Annotated in this window: 16 protein-coding genes and 2 tRNA genes; 12 read left to right on the top strand and 6 right to left on the bottom strand. The window is 52.3% G+C overall.

All coding sequences use genetic code 11. The features are described from left to right. Positions 1 to 171: 171 nt before the first annotated feature. Positions 172 to 903 carry a hypothetical protein gene (locus VGS11_04460; protein ID HEV2119341.1) on the bottom strand — a complete coding sequence of 244 codons (732 nt, stop codon included), beginning with the start codon at positions 901 to 903 and terminating at the stop codon, positions 172 to 174. A 1,154-nt stretch (positions 904 to 2,057) separates the two neighbouring features. On the opposite strand from VGS11_04460, the gene VGS11_04455 reads away from it, so the two are divergent. Next, positions 2,058 to 4,556 (top strand): hypothetical protein, encoded by a 2,499-nt coding sequence (locus tag VGS11_04455; GenBank protein ID HEV2119340.1) that lies wholly within the window; start codon positions 2,058 to 2,060, stop codon positions 4,554 to 4,556. A gap of 314 nt (positions 4,557 to 4,870) precedes the next feature. On the opposite strand, the gene VGS11_04450 is transcribed toward VGS11_04455, so the two are convergent. Beyond that, complete coding sequence (locus tag VGS11_04450; protein HEV2119339.1) at positions 4,871 to 5,026, bottom strand: hypothetical protein; 156 nt, start codon at positions 5,024 to 5,026, stop codon at positions 4,871 to 4,873. Positions 5,027 to 5,089: 63 nt separating this feature from the next. On the opposite strand from VGS11_04450, the gene VGS11_04445 reads away from it, so the two are divergent. Beyond that, entirely contained in the window at positions 5,090 to 6,550 is a 1,461-nt protein-coding gene (locus VGS11_04445; protein HEV2119338.1) for a site-specific integrase, read from the top strand. A gap of 25 nt (positions 6,551 to 6,575) precedes the next feature. Here the strand turns inward: VGS11_04445 and VGS11_04440 are convergent. Then, a tRNA-Ile gene (locus VGS11_04440) sits at positions 6,576 to 6,692 on the bottom strand. Positions 6,693 to 6,770: 78 nt separating this feature from the next. Here VGS11_04440 and VGS11_04435 point away from each other — a divergent pair. The 3 genes from VGS11_04435 (at position 6,771) to VGS11_04425 (ending at position 7,858) form a co-directional block, all read left to right on the top strand. Then, positions 6,771 to 6,986, top strand: coding sequence for a hypothetical protein (locus VGS11_04435; GenBank protein ID HEV2119337.1), 216 nt, complete (start codon positions 6,771 to 6,773; stop codon positions 6,984 to 6,986). Between the two features lie 311 nt (positions 6,987 to 7,297). Then, a tRNA-Asn gene (locus VGS11_04430) sits at positions 7,298 to 7,441 on the top strand. A 126-nt stretch (positions 7,442 to 7,567) separates the two neighbouring features. Continuing rightward, positions 7,568 to 7,858, top strand: coding sequence for a hypothetical protein (locus VGS11_04425; protein HEV2119336.1), 291 nt, complete (start codon positions 7,568 to 7,570; stop codon positions 7,856 to 7,858). Positions 7,859 to 8,040: 182 nt separating this feature from the next. On the opposite strand, the gene VGS11_04420 is transcribed toward VGS11_04425, so the two are convergent. Continuing rightward, positions 8,041 to 9,243: a winged helix-turn-helix transcriptional regulator gene (locus tag VGS11_04420; protein ID HEV2119335.1), complete on the bottom strand. Its 1,203-nt coding sequence runs from the start codon at positions 9,241 to 9,243 to the stop codon at positions 8,041 to 8,043. A gap of 160 nt (positions 9,244 to 9,403) precedes the next feature. Here VGS11_04420 and VGS11_04415 point away from each other — a divergent pair, with 160 nt between their 5' ends. Together VGS11_04415 and VGS11_04410 are read left to right on the top strand one after the other, a co-directional pair. Then, positions 9,404 to 9,823 (top strand): hypothetical protein, encoded by a 420-nt coding sequence (locus tag VGS11_04415; GenBank protein ID HEV2119334.1) that lies wholly within the window; start codon positions 9,404 to 9,406, stop codon positions 9,821 to 9,823. A gap of 677 nt (positions 9,824 to 10,500) precedes the next feature. After that, positions 10,501 to 10,812 carry a hypothetical protein gene (locus VGS11_04410; GenBank protein ID HEV2119333.1) on the top strand — a complete coding sequence of 104 codons (312 nt, stop codon included), beginning with the start codon at positions 10,501 to 10,503 and terminating at the stop codon, positions 10,810 to 10,812. Positions 10,813 to 10,819: 7 nt separating this feature from the next. On the opposite strand, the gene albA is transcribed toward VGS11_04410, so the two are convergent. Both albA and VGS11_04400 read right to left on the bottom strand, forming a co-directional pair. Next, on the bottom strand, positions 10,820 to 11,104 hold the full coding sequence (gene albA, locus VGS11_04405; GenBank protein HEV2119332.1) for a DNA-binding protein Alba: 285 nt from the start codon (positions 11,102 to 11,104) through the stop codon (positions 10,820 to 10,822). Positions 11,105 to 11,327: 223 nt separating this feature from the next. Next, positions 11,328 to 12,419 (bottom strand): CdvA-like protein, encoded by a 1,092-nt coding sequence (locus VGS11_04400; GenBank protein ID HEV2119331.1) that lies wholly within the window; start codon positions 12,417 to 12,419, stop codon positions 11,328 to 11,330. A 340-nt stretch (positions 12,420 to 12,759) separates the two neighbouring features. On the opposite strand from VGS11_04400, the gene VGS11_04395 reads away from it, so the two are divergent. From VGS11_04395 to VGS11_04375, 5 genes are read left to right on the top strand one after another with little or no spacing between them, the layout of a single operon-like run. Beyond that, on the top strand, positions 12,760 to 13,449 hold the full coding sequence (locus tag VGS11_04395; protein HEV2119330.1) for a Snf7 family protein: 690 nt from the start codon (positions 12,760 to 12,762) through the stop codon (positions 13,447 to 13,449). 36 nt (positions 13,450 to 13,485) lie between these two features. Further along, on the top strand, positions 13,486 to 14,199 hold the full coding sequence (locus VGS11_04390; protein ID HEV2119329.1) for a CdvA-like protein: 714 nt from the start codon (positions 13,486 to 13,488) through the stop codon (positions 14,197 to 14,199). 52 nt (positions 14,200 to 14,251) lie between these two features. Continuing rightward, positions 14,252 to 15,016 carry a Snf7 family protein gene (locus VGS11_04385; protein ID HEV2119328.1) on the top strand — a complete coding sequence of 255 codons (765 nt, stop codon included), beginning with the start codon at positions 14,252 to 14,254 and terminating at the stop codon, positions 15,014 to 15,016. A gap of 55 nt (positions 15,017 to 15,071) precedes the next feature. After that, positions 15,072 to 16,217 (top strand): AAA family ATPase, encoded by a 1,146-nt coding sequence (locus tag VGS11_04380; GenBank protein ID HEV2119327.1) that lies wholly within the window; start codon positions 15,072 to 15,074, stop codon positions 16,215 to 16,217. Positions 16,218 to 16,220: 3 nt separating this feature from the next. Beyond that, positions 16,221 to 16,700, top strand: coding sequence for an Lrp/AsnC family transcriptional regulator (locus tag VGS11_04375; GenBank protein ID HEV2119326.1), 480 nt, complete (start codon positions 16,221 to 16,223; stop codon positions 16,698 to 16,700). Positions 16,701 to 16,702 lie beyond the last annotated feature (2 nt).

The raw sequence follows: 16,702 nt of genomic DNA, 5'->3' as shown, positions 1-16,702 counted from the left end.
TAACGCCTTGCGTAGCTAGCGTTTTAGCGACTGTCGCTCTATTTGGCTAAATTCGCAGCTTAACTTGCAGCTTCACCACATTTCACCACTTCACCAGAAAAACATTATCGCCTTCTGGGGATGCGCATCGTCGTTGAAATTCGAAACGGTGGCGTCGAAGTGTTCCTGACGTTAAGAGCCCATTTCAGCTCTGGCATCCAGCGCCTCTGATTCTCTAAGTATCCACTTCGTCTGCTGGTCATTCATGAACTGACCGAACGCGTCAATTAGGCGCCTTTCCTTTCTTGCCGAATCTGGTCGCGAAATCCATTTCTCCGCCGCCATTTCTCGTTCATGTTCTCGCATTCGACGATGGAAGAAGAACAGTTTGTCGTCAAGAATCTCTCGTCTTTCTAAGACTCGTTCGAGCCACGCATCGCCCGGTTCCTCGATTTGTAGTTCGCCCAGATTACGGCGGAGCAAAAGGCCCTGTTCGGTCTTTCTCAGGAAATCTCGCAAGAACTCATCTAGAAGGCGAAGTTCGACATAGTCGAATGGCCCTGGAGGAGGTTCTTCTTTGTAGGGGTGAGGGGCGCTACTCGCGAAGATGAGTGACATGAAGCGTGCTCCTGCTACGGAGGCCACATACTTTCCATCCCAATGCCCGTTGAGATCCATCTTCTTAGCTGCGTAACCGAGTCTGACAAGTTCCTTCATGTAATACGCTCCATGGCTACCGCTTGTTCGGGGACTCCGTTGCGATACCTTCTCGGCCCAGTTTGGATCCAGAGGAAAGGCGATCTTGTGGGTTCGCGTCACGCGTCCAAGCGCGTAACCAGAGACTGAACTGTCAAAGTATGTAGAGACTAGAAGGTACGAGAGAGCTCTTACTAACGGGTCGCCTGGCCCCGGTATTTGCTTCAAACCCGGTTTGAAGCAACTGCTAACCGTATTGTTGTACTTAGGTTTAACCAGCGATAAACTTGAACATAGAACACGAAAGAGAACTAGTCTTTGTCGGCGTGAAGATCCCCAAGCCGCTCGCAGATCTGCTTGATCAGGCAGTATTTGCAGACAGCCATGTTACTCGGTCCGAGCTTGTCAGAGATGCGATTCGTAGAGAGCTAGAAAAACGTGGTTTTGCATTCGAAAAGGGTCAGAGTCGAACCCGTAAACACGGTTCCCATTGGCCACGAGTGACTCGGTCTGGGGAAGAAACGATGGGGAAAGTAGGGGTGAGCTCAACCATTGCCGAACAACTGCCGCCTGCCAAGACTCTTGGGGAGCTCTGCAAAGTATCCGGTGTTGACTCTCTCCCGAGAATGGCTGTCAGGGACAAAGACCTGAGAGAACTTGACTTTGCGAGCGCTCGAGGCAACTCACTAACAGTTTTCGAGACCCTGCGCTCAGAGCCCCCTAGCACGCGTAGGTTCTTGGAGATCTATGGTCGATCGTTCGGAATACCACCCGATCAGTTCGACGATTGGCTGCGACGCTGTAAGCAGTGCAAGAGCGAATTCTTGATCGTTCCCGGGTCGTGGGAAGCCGCTTCCGTCAAGCGTTGCAAGAGCTGCCGAGGTTCTGGTTTACCCCCTAGAGGAATCGATGGTTCGGAATCTGATTCGCCACCTCATCAGGGGACCAGCCGCATCGTCTCATTTCCTGCCTGTTTGGAGAGAGCCAAGATGAAGAGGGAGAGAGGGAGCCCGGCCACTCCCAATGGCTTTGACCGTGGGAGCTTACCAGGGTCTCGAGAAGGTCCTCGTAGCGTTGCCGGTAGGGAACTCCCTCCCCCAAATTGGGGATCATGGCCTGTTTTTGCTAAAGATAACATTAGCGATCGACGAAAGCGCCTCCGCGCCAATGAGTCCAATGAAGGGGAGGTTTGCTAGCTGGTCGAGCCTAGCCCTTCGGATCTCGCTCTCCCTGAACACCTCTTAGGAGTTAGACCGTCAGAGTCGAATCTACTCGTCCCAAATTATTCCGGGGCGGAGGTTCAGTTCGTGCAGCCTGTGACAAGCCGACGTTCTCGGTTCTACTCCCTGACCGAGAGACGAGAAACAAAGCTCCCCGAGTGGGTGTCTCAAGACTTGATCGTGCAGCTTACCCATGAAGACGTAGAACTTCTCGCAACTACAAACCCTGAGGTTGGCGAGGCTGGCCAGGGAGATGCTGCCCGAAAGGCTTCATTGGCCAATTTGTTCAAGAAATCCGTCTTCGTATTTCTTCTGTCGCCTCCACTCCTTACCCTACCGCTTGCACTCAAAGCGGAAAATTATGGCCTAGAGGTCCGCGTCCGGGTCCAGATCGCAGGGCAGGGTGACGCCAAGAACATACCTAAACAGTACGAGGTACGGACGGAGAACAGCGAGGACGAGACCAGCAAAGCAGAATGGGTAGATATCTCTGAGAAGGCGAACTATCAGACACTCCGCCATGCGCTCTTCCAAAAGCGGTCCAAGACTCTCCAGCCGGTGAAAGACTCTCCACGTATCAATTACGTTGAAGTTTCGATTAGACAGTTACCGGGGGAAGTGCTCTACAAAGAAGAGGCCTTCCGGCCAGTCCTCGTACGATTCATCAACTGTGGAGACTTGCCCTCCTCACGAAGGGTGGAACTGACAGGCATTGTGACGGATGACGAGAAAAGAAATCTGACCCTATTCGTCTACAAAGTGCAACCAATCGAGCTTAGTTTTGAGAGTTACAAGCCATCGGAAGTCGACAAAGCGAACTTCAGGAGATATTTTCAGAACAATCCCAATCTTCGCGAGGATCTCGACAGAACTATTGCCCCCTACATTGTTGGTCGCGGAGATGCCAAACTTGCAGCTGCGCTCACTCTTCACAGCCCATTGTGGCTTAGAGTTGATGGACGCATAATCCGAGGCGGAATAATCACTCTATACGTTGGGGACAGCACGAACGGCAAGAGCGCCATCATGGAGTGGTGCCACGACAAACTCAAGATCGGCGAGAAGGCAGTTGGAGAATCTGCTAGCAGAGCAGGAATTTCGTACTCAGTCGATCCTGAACACGATCTGATTCGGTGGGGAACCTTGGTGCTAGCGGATGGGACGATTGCCTACTTAGACGGGATGCAAGGCTTCCCGCCTGAGGAGCTGCCTCAGCTGAGGGAGGTGTTGAGAAGCTGGAAGGTGGTTGTCACAAAGAAGGTGGGTGGGGAGGCTTGGGCCCGTGACCGTATCCTAGCCGCCGCCAATCCCCGTAAAGCTATGCGAGATGGGTACACGGATCGAGCTGAGGCCCTGCTTGACATCGCAAGCATGACCGACCCTCAAGTCGAACTGACAAGGTTTGATCTCATCATTCCATTTGTTACCGAAGATGTACCGGCAGACCTCATCGCTAATGCCACCGTCAGTCCTCCCGCTATTCCTGTTGATGTCCTTCAAAAGCACGTGTACTGGACGCTTAACCTGAAGCCCGACGACGTGATCCTCGACCCCAACACCACTGCGGCGACTCGGGGCGAGTTTCCCCGCTTGATGGAGGTTTCGACTCCCAGAATCCCTCTGGTCCACAACGGATTCATGGAAACCATAGAGCGGATTTCCGCTGCTTTCGCCGTCCTCAGACATAACGTTGCAGACGACGGGAAAGTTCACGTCACGGAACAGCACGTCAAGGAGGCCCTAGCGTTCATCGAGGAAAATCTTGAGCGCTGGGAATATCCTGCCCTCGTCAGGCGGCTGGAGAAAGTCGCGGAGCTTTCGGATGAAGAAGTGCAGTCCATCAAGGAAGAGTTCGCCGCTGATCTATCGCTTCGGAGAGCGTACGAGGAAATTCGTGACCATCCGGGCATCACAACAGGAGTACTTGCATCAAAACTGCTCGAGAGAAGCAAACGAAACACGATTGACAAGACCAATCGACTCAAAGCCTTGGGGCTAATAGAAGCCCAGCCCCGCAGGCCGGGGGTGCGCCTCTCTCCAAAGGGCAACACGTTCCACAAGAGGACGAAGGACGAGTCACAGGCAAGCAGCGGAGGGCCATTGGCCATCCAGGCCCAACTAGCTCGTGGTAACCCTGCCGAAAATCACCTTGACAAGCTTACTCTACGCAAGATCGAGGAGCTCGAGTCCGAGGACGGCTTTGCGGACCGTGAGAAGATCCTTGCCTCGGAAGATGCACAGTTGAGTAAGTGGACTTTGGCAGATCGAGAGGAAAAACTTGATCGGCTGAAAAAATACGGGCTGATCTACGAGCCGTCGCCCGGCCGAATCCATAGCATCGATACCAGACATCCACCCCACCCTCCTCCACCTGAAACTGCTGACCACACGGTAGCGAAGGAGAAAGTTGTTGAACAAGCGCCGCATCAGCCGAACCTGAGCCCAGAGATCCTACAGGGAGATCCAAACCGCTCTCTGAACCTAGACTCGAAAACCGCGCAATCGGCAACCGTCCCAGAGCCCGGTCTATGGCCTCCGTTTGTCGCCACAGAGAACTGCTCCGTATGCGGAAAGCTTGGCCCGGTGAGGGCTGGATGCGACGCGTTCCTACGCTGTCAAGAATGCCATGAAAAACAACCAACAGACGAGGGCAGGAAATGACCGAGGAAGTCCCGTGTTCGCCGCCTTCGAGATGCCCGGTCACAGTCAGACACGGGAGTCTGAAGCTAGGGAGCTTGGTCCGGATAAGGTATGCCGATCACCAAGTCTATTGCGATGATGACCCTTCAAGGTTCAACACTCCCCCCATTCTCGAGACTGTTGGTTGGTTATCTTTCGCATCAAAGGATGCCGTTAGGCTGGATTGGGAACGATTTGCGGATCGGGAGACATTTCCCGTCAAATCGAGATTCACGCCTTATGGGATGACCATCGTCAGATCAGCAATCTTGGAGTTGGAATGTCTTGGATAAGCGTCATTTCTTTCTTTTGGGCTCGTCTCGCATCCAGAGTTTGATTGCTTCGGCGACGGCCTTCGAGATAGCGCCTCGGGTGCCGCCTAGCCTTTCGGCAACTCGGATTCTAAATTCGCGCTCCAGCTCGTCGGCGATGAGTACATCTAGCCTGCCCATGCATTTGGTTGGTCAAGACTATCCTTATATGCGTGATTGTGTAACGACACATTTGGAAAATACGTGCCAACACAAATACTGCTGGGAAACCAAGTGACGACAGAGCTCCTACTCAGACCGAGAGAACTGCGCTTAGACGAGCTTTCTTTCCTGACGTCCTACGGAACGTTTGTTGGTGAGTCGATTCGACTTGAACGTAGCCCCAAGAATTACAGACTGAAGACGCCGATTACTGTCGAGACAACCAAGGTGCTGAATCTGAAGCAGACAGACTTGGTGCAATATGTCCTCGACACGTTTCTATCGACAGGGCCAAAGCTTCTTCCTTTTGTGCTTGAGAACGAGTCCTTAATTCAGATGGCGCGACACCTCCTTCGAGTTAGATCGGGTAGCCAACAGACGCTCTACCACACCGTCAACACCGTTCTCATGTACTCAACTCGAGTCGGCGCTACGCCCGACCAACTAATTGCAGACGTGAAGCCCACGGGACTGCCGAACCCTCTGAGAATCGAAAAGCACAGAAAGTTCCTCGCAACATGCCTCGAGGAAATGCAAGAACAAGGAAGAGCCCCCGGACGAATCAGCGGCTACCAAAAACAAATCAGAATGTTCTACAACGTAAACGCAGTCGAGCTACCACGCATCCCCCTGAGGAAGCCAAACCCAATCTACGAAGATGCCTCACCATCAGTGGAAGACATTCTTCGCATGTTGGACTATGCGACGCTGCGAGAGAAATTCGTCATTAGCGTCCTGTGCTTGAGTGGAATGAGGGAAGGCACACTTGTGCGGCTCAAGTACGGTCATATCAAGCGTGACTACGAAGCCAAGAATCCGATAATCCATGTACATGTGAACGAGGACATAACCAAAGGAAAGTACGCCCCATACGACGCGTTCTTTTCACACGAAGCGGAGTACTACTGCCGGCAATACATCGAAGCTAGAAAGAAGGGCGGCTTGTTGCACCCGCATATGGGACCCGAACAAATCGACGACGATTCGCCACTGATCCGGGACGAGCTGAACGATCGTGTCCGAGGTCTCAACAGAATGAAACCACAGCCCATCGGCGAAAAGCAGCTCTACAAACTAGTTCATTCTGCAATTGCAAGAGCTGGTCTTCTGAGGCCCATAAAACCTGGGCATCTTCACTACACCTTGAGACCACACACTCTGAGAAAGGTCTATGCAGTGAACATGGAGTACGCTAGAATGCCTATGTCGCTAATTCAATATACGATGGGCCACGTTACCGACACGTATCATCAAGTGCAAAGCAAAGGCGTCGAATACATGAGGAACGAATACGCAAAAGCAGGATTCAGTTTACGACCAAAGACCCCCCAAACCAGACTCGAAATCTTGGAAAACTTTGCTCAATCCCTCGGATTCGACACTAGCAAAGTCAAGGCAGCGTTTTCAGAACCACACCGGATCGTAGCCATCTCTGAGCCTAGCGAAGAAAAGCTGTACGCTGAGTACATTCTGGCGAAACTCAAGGAGCTCTCAAATTCTTGAATCCCCCAGACTCGCCTCCAGGAAGTGGTGGGCCCGCCCGGATTCGAACCGGGGACCGTCAGGTTTCCCGAACTTCAGGGCTATGAGCCTGCCGCTCTTTCAGTTCTTCAACCTGAAGAAAACCTAGCTGAGCTACGGGCCCTCCAAGAAAGCCGCTCGCACAACCCGAATTCTTAATCTTTTAGAGGTGACGGGGACATAACCAGGACAAGGCTACTCCTTGAAGCCGCTGCAAAGAGCCTGGGTGCTATGGGTGGGAGTGTTTCTGATCGCTCTCGGCATCTTCTTTTTTGGAACAACAAACACGTACTATCAGTCTCTTGCGACCGCTATTCCATTGTACATAGCCGGAGGGATTCTCATCGCCATTGGTTCGACCCTAGTAGTCGATCAACTTGGAGACCTCTCGAATCGCAAGAAACCCACATCCTCTTGACTCCTTGAATTGCCCATGTCGTCATCGACCTCCCCAGTGAGAATGGAGCGATGGGCATCGGCATGCTATCACCAATAACACGGTTCAGACGCTCATCGGGACTTTCCTTATTTCATTTGGTCCCGTTGTGCGGTCTAACTGGGTTTGAGTCGAAGGAGTTCTCATCACAGTCTGGGGGCGCTGTAGTCTTGCCTTGTTTCGGTACGAGTATTGATCGCGTTGGACGGCGTTGTCCCTTGATGGTGCTCCTGCCTATCTTTTAATAAACGGGGTCCTGTCGGGTTGTCGGTTGCCGCCGGCTATAGACGCGGGCCGCCGTTCCCTCAGATGTTTGGGGGCGCGAGCTCAGTGGTAGAGCAGCGGACTCGGCATAGGGCTGAGGCTGAAGCTGTTAAGGTGGAAGGTCCACTGTAGCAACCCGTTGGTCAGAGGTTCGAACCCTCTCGGCGGCGCCACAAATCGCGTGGCCGTTCTTGATTCTAATGATCCACTTCCCCTTCCGAGGGAAGGAAAACTTTAGTTGACGGATTGCTCACTGAAGATCCAAGAACGAATCTCGGTTTGGATCAGGGGGATTTCAAATGAGACAAAGACTAGCCCTCAAGGGCTATTCATTCGTCATATTGCTGTGCGTATGGGCGTTCGCGGCCCCCTTCAGCTGGTATCTGGCCGGGAGCATCGGCTGGTTCGCGTTGTACATTTGGCTAGCTGCAAACCTTCTCGTGGCCTTTTGGCTCAATCAATCGAGGACCCATTCCGGAAAGAATCGTTTCGACGACAGGCTCCCGCCGGAGCGTGTCGCAAAGGCACAAGAAGATTACATCAACGAGGTCTTGGAGACACGCTCAGGGCCTCGCAAGGATGCTGAATAGTTGGCTGTGCCAACCTTGGCTTCGGCAATGTCTGTTCAGGGTGACAACATTGAAGACGAGGGGATTCTTGCGTCTTCGGAACGTCCGCGATGTTGTACAGTGCTTGACCGTGGATTTGGGCAACGGGACTTTTTTTCAGGGACTAAGACGACTGACGACGTGATGCTCTCTATCAGCTATCGTTACGCAGTTGTCGCAATTGACATTGGCTTGAAGACGACTTGTTGGGCTTCATTGCTTGCAAATGTATTCAAGAGGTTTTGAAGCCTGCTAGTGTAGTCGTTATTGTCGTAATGCCATCCCTTTTCGTCGTCGTAGTATTCGTACGAAAATGATTGCGTTTTGATGGAGAGAGGGTCAATCAATAGAAAGGCGAAGTTGCTTAGTATCCCATTCCCAACCAACTGAGACAGCAAGGCATTCAGATTGCTCATCTCACCGCGCGGCAGGTAAACCCTCGCGGCCAGAGAGGTCATTCCTCTTATTCGTGATTGGTGGAGCGTGAAGGGCAGAGCAAGGAAGCAGGCTGCCTTTGAGAGTAGAAAGCCTTCATTTTTGAAATCTAGTCTTACCTCGTACAGGTCTGATATTTCGGGAGAGTATGGCAGGAATTCGACGACAAACTCGTGGATGAGACCGCTTTCTCTTATCTTGTCAAAGCGGTACTTTGCTCCGGGCACTGTTGTTCCTAACATTCTTGCTAGGTCGGCGAGCGTTATTCTGGCGTTCTTCGTGAGCTCCTTGAGAATGATCAGGTCCTTCTTGTCAAAGGCCGGCCTTGATGGCTTTTGGAGGCCTAGCTTTGGAAGCTTCGGTAGTTTATGCTCGGAAAGTTGTCGCAGCCATGTTTCCCATGCGAACTTCCATTTTCCCTTTGATGTGTCGTAGTATTCGAAGTTGGGAATTGAGGTTTGTTGATCTTCCAGCCAGTATACGCGATAGTCCTTGGCGACGTTCGAGGTGACGAGATTATCCAAGTACTGTTGAAAGTCGGCACGGTTTTCTTCTGGAATGGCGTGGATCGAGTAGTAGCCGTTGCATTCGCCCATGCATTTCATGATGCGCAGCCAGTATCCTGGAATCTTCAGTGCTTCCCCGCTTACGAGATCCTTTCCTGGAGTTGGGGTTAGTAGGACTTCGGCTCTGATCAGTCCGATCTTGGAGTAGTTTGGGCTGGCCCACGTGCGCAGGATCCCTTCCTTTTCGAGTTTTGAGACCCTTGCATGTACGGTTGGGTAGGGAATCTTGGCCTTGCGGGAGACTCTCTGGAGGTTTCGTGGCCCGTTTCCCCTGATTGCCTGGATGATCTTGAAATTCGTCTCGTCGAGTGCCGAGACCATGCGGTGAATCCTGTCGAAGTATTCGGCGGCGAATGGTTGGGGCAAGTTTGATAGAAAAAGAGGAGGGGGGTTGATCGGATTTAACTTTGTTCATTACGGGGATGGTATGTGTGGGGGGGTAAACGGGGTCGGGGGACCTTCATCGCCCAAGGAGGGTTCACCTCTACAGTAGCATGAGAGGGTCTCCTAATTTTCTCTACCGGATTTGGCCGGCCTGAGAGGGGTTGGATATGCGCCGACGAGTCAAAGGCTTTATCTTCTATACCTGGTCAAAAGGCGCTCGGGGTTAAGGCTGGCAGCTCGCACCATCCATCAAGAAGGCAGGCAGATACGCCGGACCGAGAACGAGGAGGCTAGGATACTAGCCTTTCTGGAAAGGTTTCCGGAATATGGCAAGACGCTTAGTTTAGCCTCCCTGTACGAGGAGAATCTTCGAGCACCATCCCAGGGATGGAGATGGCACGATGTGGAGACCCACCCCACAAAACTGATCAGGCTTGTTACGGACGGGATCGCTAGAGTAAGCGTGAAGACGAGGGGTGCTACCTACTATCTGCTGCGTGACAGAGAAGCCGTAAAGAAAATCGTCGAGCGATCAACGGGTCCTGCTGATTCCATCGAATAGCTACAAGTTGTAAAGCGACCAAGGAAACCCCCCTCCTAGAAATTCGCCCATTATCAGCCCTGATCCCGGCTCTGGGAACCGGTCGCCAGATTTCCTAGCAAATCGTTCTTGACGGGTGCTAAGAATCCAAGATAGGATGAACCCAGACCGAGCCCAGATTCGCAAGACTCGCCCATCGTCACCGCCAGACAGGAAACCTTCCAGGACAAAAAGGGGGGACTAGCGCAAGGGTCTCAGGACGCAAGAGCGGGTTCCCGCGGACACCCAAGAAAGTGAAAGCGCAGCCATGTTCCCCTTTCAACCCCGCAAAGACACCCCTGAACAACCTAGTCCCGAATCCAAGCCAGTTTCTCACCCCAGAAAACCGATAGAAAATGATGACCGGGTTTTGAGATCGATTTTCTAGAACGAGAATCGGAGACGCTTTTTGAATCCGGTTTTCCAGAGCGGTTTTCCGACATGACAATCCTGATTTTCGGGGGGCCCGGGGGGCCTACTCGAGTCGCGCGCCGCATCTATCCTCCCGCAGGGAGGAATTCTTTCTGTACTCTAGTAACCTAGCCGGATACCATTCTCCATACTGGTGCCGCGTGGGTAGCAATACCAATTATAAGCCGCGAAACCAACGCTCTAGTTAGCGAACAGAACAGCAACGAGCCCGTTTGTTGGCTTAGCAAATGAAGCTTGACCAAGGCCCTTCTGGAGAGCTAACCGTCCTAGACTCAGGATTCACAGACCAAGTCCTGCTCGACTGCGTCAGCGAAGAATACCTCCGAATCAAAGCAATCATCTACAACTCACTAAACGACATGAACAAACTCTTCCTAGTCGACCGCGCACTCTACACCAACAGTCCCGAAAGACCCCTCTTCATGGAACTGACACCCCAAAACATGAGCACGATGAAAAAGCCGCTAGTGATCTCGGAAGTGAAACTGTACAGCGTGGAGAGGACTTGGGGTCTAAGCACTCTACGAATGATGAAGTAAGACTCCTCTAGTCAGCCTTGCTAAGGACAATCTCTATCGTGGAGACGTTTCGCTGATCGTCTCCTTCGCCCAGCATTTCGGTCCCGATCCTGACCTCTTTGATGGACAGCTTGCCCTGGAAGAACCTGTTCCTAACAACTTCAACAACATCCACAGCATGACTGATCGACTGACCCCGTGCCTTTACTGTCAAAGTTTTGGACCCCATGTTGAAGTGCATCATGACAGCTGTCGCGTAGGCCATCAAGGGCTTCTTTCCAATGAACACAACGTCCGGAGGAGCCCGACTCATAGGACGGGCCTCACGGGTTCTTTCTGGAGCTCTTTCCGGAGTTTGTTCTGTGCGCGCAGCATGTTTCGGTTCTGTTTTCTCCACTTGCAAACACTAGCCTCTTTGAATCCTTACAGGTAGGAAGCGGGGAAGGCTCTTTGCGACTTAAGGCTTTGCTAACCATTAGCGAAAAAGAAACGGGAAAAAAACGTGAAGGGGAAATTAGAGGGTCGAGTTCGGGAGACTAGATGATATCCCTTGTGAGGGCTTCTCTGAACTTGACCCTGCAGTCTTGGCACTGGAAGAGGCCGATCAGCACGTTCTTCTTGGACTTTCCGCCTTTGAGTTCCCAGACTTTCGCAGCCTTGGGAACGTCAGCTCCGCACTTTGGACAGACGACCTTGTAGAACTGGCTTGGTAGCTGGAGGCTTTGCTCGCCGACACTGGGTCCTGAGGGCATGCCTGGAACAACTTCTGTGCCTGGAATCGATGGCTGAATGTCAGTCTCTGCTGTTGCAACTGCGGAGGAAGCATCGACGATGGGCATGTCATCGACGACCTTGACAACGAGTGCATCTGCGACGTCTTCCACGTATTCCTGTGCGGGGGCACTCGTGAATGAGTCCTCGACAGCGGGAGCGCTTGTTTGGGTCAATGGGGCAGCGGGAGCGGCGACGATGGGATCAGCGGTAATTGTTGATACTGGTTGGGCCTGTTCTTGGACTTGCAGGGTAGTTACTGGGGCCGGCGCCGAAATGGGGACGTTGACTGGTGCTGCAGGTGTTGCCGGTGGAGCCCATGGTCTCTCGGAAACAATACCGCTCGCAGCGAACTTGACGCTTGGCGAGGTCGGTGTCGGAGCAGGTGCCTGTTGCGCAGTGGCCGGTGCTTGTTGTGGAACGGCGTTTCTTGCCCATTCCTCGATCAATGTTCGTGGAGCTGGTGGGTTGGCCTGTTTGAAGTCAGCGGGTGCGAGTGGTCTGGTTTCGATGTGGGTTAGGACCTCAATCATGTCTTTGATTTCTTCGATGCTGTGGAGGTTTCGTTGTAGGAGCCCTTTGAATTCTTCGCGTTGTCCGCGGTATTCTTGTTCGCTGACTTCGCCGGTCACGTATTTTGTTTCAAGATTCAGCAGTCGTTGTGGGGTGCTGCCGATCTGGTCCTTGGTTTCTTTGAGATGTTCGTTCAACGTATATCCTAACACGTTGATTCTGTCTTGGAGATCTTGTGAGGCTCGTCCGTATTCCTCGTAGATGGTTCGCATTTTGTCCTTGTAGCCGTTGATCTCGCTGATCAACTTCTCTAGGGTTAGATCGTTTAGTACCATTTTTTTCATCCTAGGGAAGCGATTTCTATGAGGTAAAATGGTAAAAGCGTTCGACCGCAAAAACCCTGAAAAACTGGGCTTGTAAACTCAGAATCACCAATTTGGTAGAAACAAGACTGTCAATGATGCACGCCGAGCTGCGTCGTTTTTAACTAGCAATGCTAAACTGGGATTGGGGAAAACACAACTTCCTACCGATTTTCTGACACCGCATATAAACCAAAACCGTCCTGTGGCCCGCACAACATACCCGCCGAATATCTGTTGACAACATGCAACCTATTGCCTGAGCTAGAATTTCTCTAGCTAGCAGAGTACGAAATCATACCTTAACGTGTCAAGAACCCACTTGGAACCTGTCCCAAGTACACCAGATTTCAAGATCGAAATGTCATACAAGTCCATGAAGAATTGGGACCGAGAGCAAAGGGAACCCTTACTCTCGAAGGTCACCGATCGCATCCACCACCAAGAACCACTCAAAGAAAAGATCTCACAAGTCGTCTACAAACTCAAAGTACAACAGAACAGGCTCGAAGGGGCCAATCTCAAAACACAGCAACACGACAAGTCACTCTTCGACAAGTGCGTTCAAGCCCAGATGTCCAAAGATACAATGAGAAGCGCAATGTACGCCAACGAGATCGCGGAGATCCGGAAAATCGCCAAAGTCACACTCAGAAGCGAACTAGCACTCGAACAAGTCGTACTACGACTCGAAACAATCCAGGAATTCGGCGACGTCGCAGCAATGATGGGCCCAGTAGCGGGAGTTGTACACCAGATCAAGAACCAGATCGCAGGAGTCATCCCACAAGTCGGATACGAACTAGGCGAGATCTCTGACACGCTAAACAGCGTAGTCATGGAAGTCGGCGAAGCAACAGGCCAAGGTTACGACCTCGAAGCATCAGGTCCAGAAGCATCAAAGATCATCTCAGAAGCCAACACCATAGCCGAGACACGGATGCGTGAGAAGTTCCCGGAGTTACCCTCTCCAACCGCCACCGCAGAACACGAGACAGTGATTCCAAGGTAGGAGTAACTCCGACAACATTTTTTTGGGTGCAAAATCATGCCGATAACACTTGAACAAGTCCGGAGATTCCTGGGCAGAACCCTCCAAGACCCCTACGGCAGAGCCTTCGGCAAAGTCGTAGGCATATCAGCCAATCTCCGAGACGAGATCACCGGAGTAGGAATAGAGGTCGGCAATGGAGAATTCCTCCAATGCCCCGGCGACCGGGTCGCCATAACAGGCGATACCCTCATCCTGGCACCTGCTTGGAAGGTCGAAGCTGAGGAATTTCGCAAAGAATTCGACATCGTGACCCGACGCCTACGAGCCCTCGACGAGCTGTTCAGTGTCGGAGACATCCAAAAAGATGTCTACGAAGATCTCAGGAAACAGCACGAAGACGCGATCAACGAACTAAAGGGCAAGAGAAAGGAGATCATCGACACTCTCAGCCAGCGAAACAGCACCCTCAACACCCAACTCCGGCAATTACAGACTCACCTCGCGGGCAACAAGATGTTGCACGCCTCCGGCGAGTTCGATGACATGAATTACAAAGCAGCCAGCGACGCCATTGACAGCGGGCTGGTTCGCGCGATGGCAGAGAAGAAGGACGTTGAGACGATCTACAGTTATCTGCAGAAGCTCGACTCGGCCCAAGGGCCGCCTGCTGCACAACAGCCACAACCCATTCCTCAAGTCCCTCAACCAGCAACCACAACGTCCCCCTCGAGAGATCCAGTTCTAGTACTTCACGTGAGGGAGACTTAGGAGGATTCAAGGGCTGTTCCGAAAGTTTGAGGAGAAAGTCCATCCTATTCCATTGAAAGAGCGCATAGCGCAAGCCCTGTTCCGGCTTGGCTCTCAGAAAGAGAAACTGGAGCACATGTCCTCCAGGCTCCAGCAACGCGACAAGGAAATGTTCCAGCGTTGCATTGGCGCACAACTCTCGAAGGACCCAGCCCACGCGGCGCTCTACGCCAACGAGTGCGCAGAGATTCGGAAAATGGCTCATCTTACTCTCAGCAGCGAACTAGCCCTCGAACGCGTTATCCTCCGAATGCAGACGGTCGAAGAATTCGGCGACATAATGGCTCAGATCGCACCAGTCATCGGAGTCGTACGCGAGACACGGGGCAGAATCGCAGGCGTCATCCCCGAAGTCGCCAACGAACTTGGCGAAGTAAACAACATGCTCAGCGACATGAGCATGGAAACCGGACAAGTCGGCGAAGATCAAGGCTTCGACATGAGCGCTTCGAGTACTGAAGCACGCAAAGTACTGGAAGAGTCCAGCGCCATCGCATCCCAACAAATGAAAGAACGATTCCCAGAGCTGCCAATGCCAGAGACCCGCCAACCCGTCCCCGAAGCCGCAACCCGAGCACCGGAACAAAGAATTCCCATAGCCATCACCACGAATGGATCAGAAGAGGCTCCACTAGAAGACAGGTTGCTAAACTACATCAAATCGCACAATGGAGAGCTAAGCCTCAACAGCTGCTCCGCAGAACTCCTCGTACCAAGCGACGACATCAGGCGTTCCCTACAACGGCTCAAGGATGACGGAAAGATAGTCATGGACTAGACGGGAGACAGGTGCTCCCGTCCAAGCCCTTCAGTGTTACAAGGAGGGACAAGTGATCTCGGCCTCAGAAGAACTCGAATCTCTGGCAGTAAGATACGCGAAGGAAGCTATCGAGCTTGAGAGAAAAGGCTCCAAACGGCTTGCCGCCACAAAATACCAACGGGCTATCGAAGTTCTTCTCAAACTATGCTCCCTCTATCCAGCTGCTCCTCAAAACAAAGTCTACACCGAACATGTAGAGGCCTACAAGAAACGAATCCAGGAGCTCCAATCTGATGAGCCGATAGCTCATCCTATGGATTCGAATGAGACCCGAGATTCCAAGACGATCAAGCTTGACCAGTGGGTCCTAACAGAGAAGCCGGACATCAGCTGGAGTGACATCGCAGACCTGGAAAAGCCGAAAAGGGCGATCGAAGAATCCATAATCTTCCCAGTCAGGAGACCAGACCTCTTCCCGCTCGGATGGCCTCGAGGAATACTTTTCTTCGGACCCCCCGGCTGCGGAAAAACACTTCTTGCTGCGGCAATCGCGAGTGAGATCAAGGGGATGTTCTTCTGCGCTGACGCAGCGTCGTTGATGTCGAAGTGGCTTGGAGAATCCGAGCGAAACGTCTCACAATTATTCACCAAGGCAAGAGACGTCTCTGAGAATGGGCAGCCCGCGATCGTCTTCATCGACGAAATAGACTCTCTGATGGGTGTCCGGGGAGAAGAGGTCGGCGGAGAAGTCCGCGTCAGAAACCAGTTCCTCAAAGAGATGGACGGCATCCTCGACAAAAACAAGAAACTCCACGTCTACCTCATCGGTGCGACAAACAAGCCATGGGTCCTGGACGAGCCCTTCATCAGACGCTTCCAGAAGAGAATCTACGTCCCACTCCCCGACGTCAAAGCCCGCATGGATATGTTCCAGATCTACGCCCAGAACCTGAAGTTCCAGAACAACGTCGACTTCGCAGAACTGGCAAGAAGGACCGAAGGCTACTCTGGAGGAGATATTCGCGATCTATTCCAGTCCACCCAGATCAAAGTGGTCCGAGACTTCTTCCAGCGAGGCGCCGCCAACGACCTCAACGCCATTCCGGACCCAATCACCATGGAAGACTTCGAAACCATCATCGTGGGCCGACGGCCAAGCGTCTCCCAGAACATCATCAAGCGCTACTTCGACTGGGACGAATCCTTCAAGGCATCATAGAGGATGAAAGAAGTGAACCTTGACGGAACTGATCTGCGCATTCTCGCGGAACTGGTTGAGAACTCAAAGCAGTCCTACGTGGAGATAGGCCGCAAACTCGCCCTCCATCCTAACGTCATCGCTTACAGAGTCAACCGTTTGGAAGATGCTCACATAATCCGTGAGTACACGACACTCATCGATTTTGGAAAGCTCGGGCTTTCAGAACAAGTGATAGTTGCAGCAAACTTCCCCAGCAGCTCGTCCAGAGAGGATATTCTCAAGCAGATTTGCGAAATTCCTGAGACCCTCAACGTCATCAGCTCTCTAGGAACTCCAGAAGGGCTCGTCTTCATAGTAGCCCGCAACAAAGAGGACGTCAACGCCGTTCTATCCAAACTCCGCTCAATGCATCTTGACATTGACTTCGCCTCGTCAGTAATCAGGACTTACGACGAAGGGCGCTTAGGAATGTTCCTTCGGTCAATGGCAGGCCCAGAATAGAA

This window comes from Candidatus Bathyarchaeia archaeon (assembly GCA_035935655.1).
In the GTDB taxonomy this organism is placed as follows: Archaea; Thermoproteota; Bathyarchaeia; order 40CM-2-53-6; family 40CM-2-53-6; genus 40CM-2-53-6.
This window is presented reverse-complemented; position numbering and strand designations above follow the sequence as displayed.

Excerpts from the sequence above, each read along its gene's own strand:
- VGS11_04450 (HEV2119339.1), bottom strand. The coding sequence starts at position 5,026 with ATGGGCAGGCTAGATGTACTCATCGCCGACGAGCTGGAGCGCGAATTT.
- VGS11_04425 (HEV2119336.1), top strand. The coding sequence starts at position 7,568 with ATGAGACAAAGACTAGCCCTCAAGGGCTATTCATTCGTCATATTGCTG.
- VGS11_04410 (HEV2119333.1), top strand. The coding sequence starts at position 10,501 with ATGAAGCTTGACCAAGGCCCTTCTGGAGAGCTAACCGTCCTAGACTCA.
- albA (HEV2119332.1), bottom strand. The coding sequence starts at position 11,104 with ATGAGTCGGGCTCCTCCGGACGTTGTGTTCATTGGAAAGAAGCCCTTG.
- VGS11_04400 (HEV2119331.1), bottom strand. The coding sequence starts at position 12,419 with ATGAAAAAAATGGTACTAAACGATCTAACCCTAGAGAAGTTGATCAGC.
- VGS11_04390 (HEV2119329.1), top strand. The coding sequence starts at position 13,486 with ATGCCGATAACACTTGAACAAGTCCGGAGATTCCTGGGCAGAACCCTC.
- VGS11_04375 (HEV2119326.1), top strand. The coding sequence starts at position 16,221 with ATGAAAGAAGTGAACCTTGACGGAACTGATCTGCGCATTCTCGCGGAA.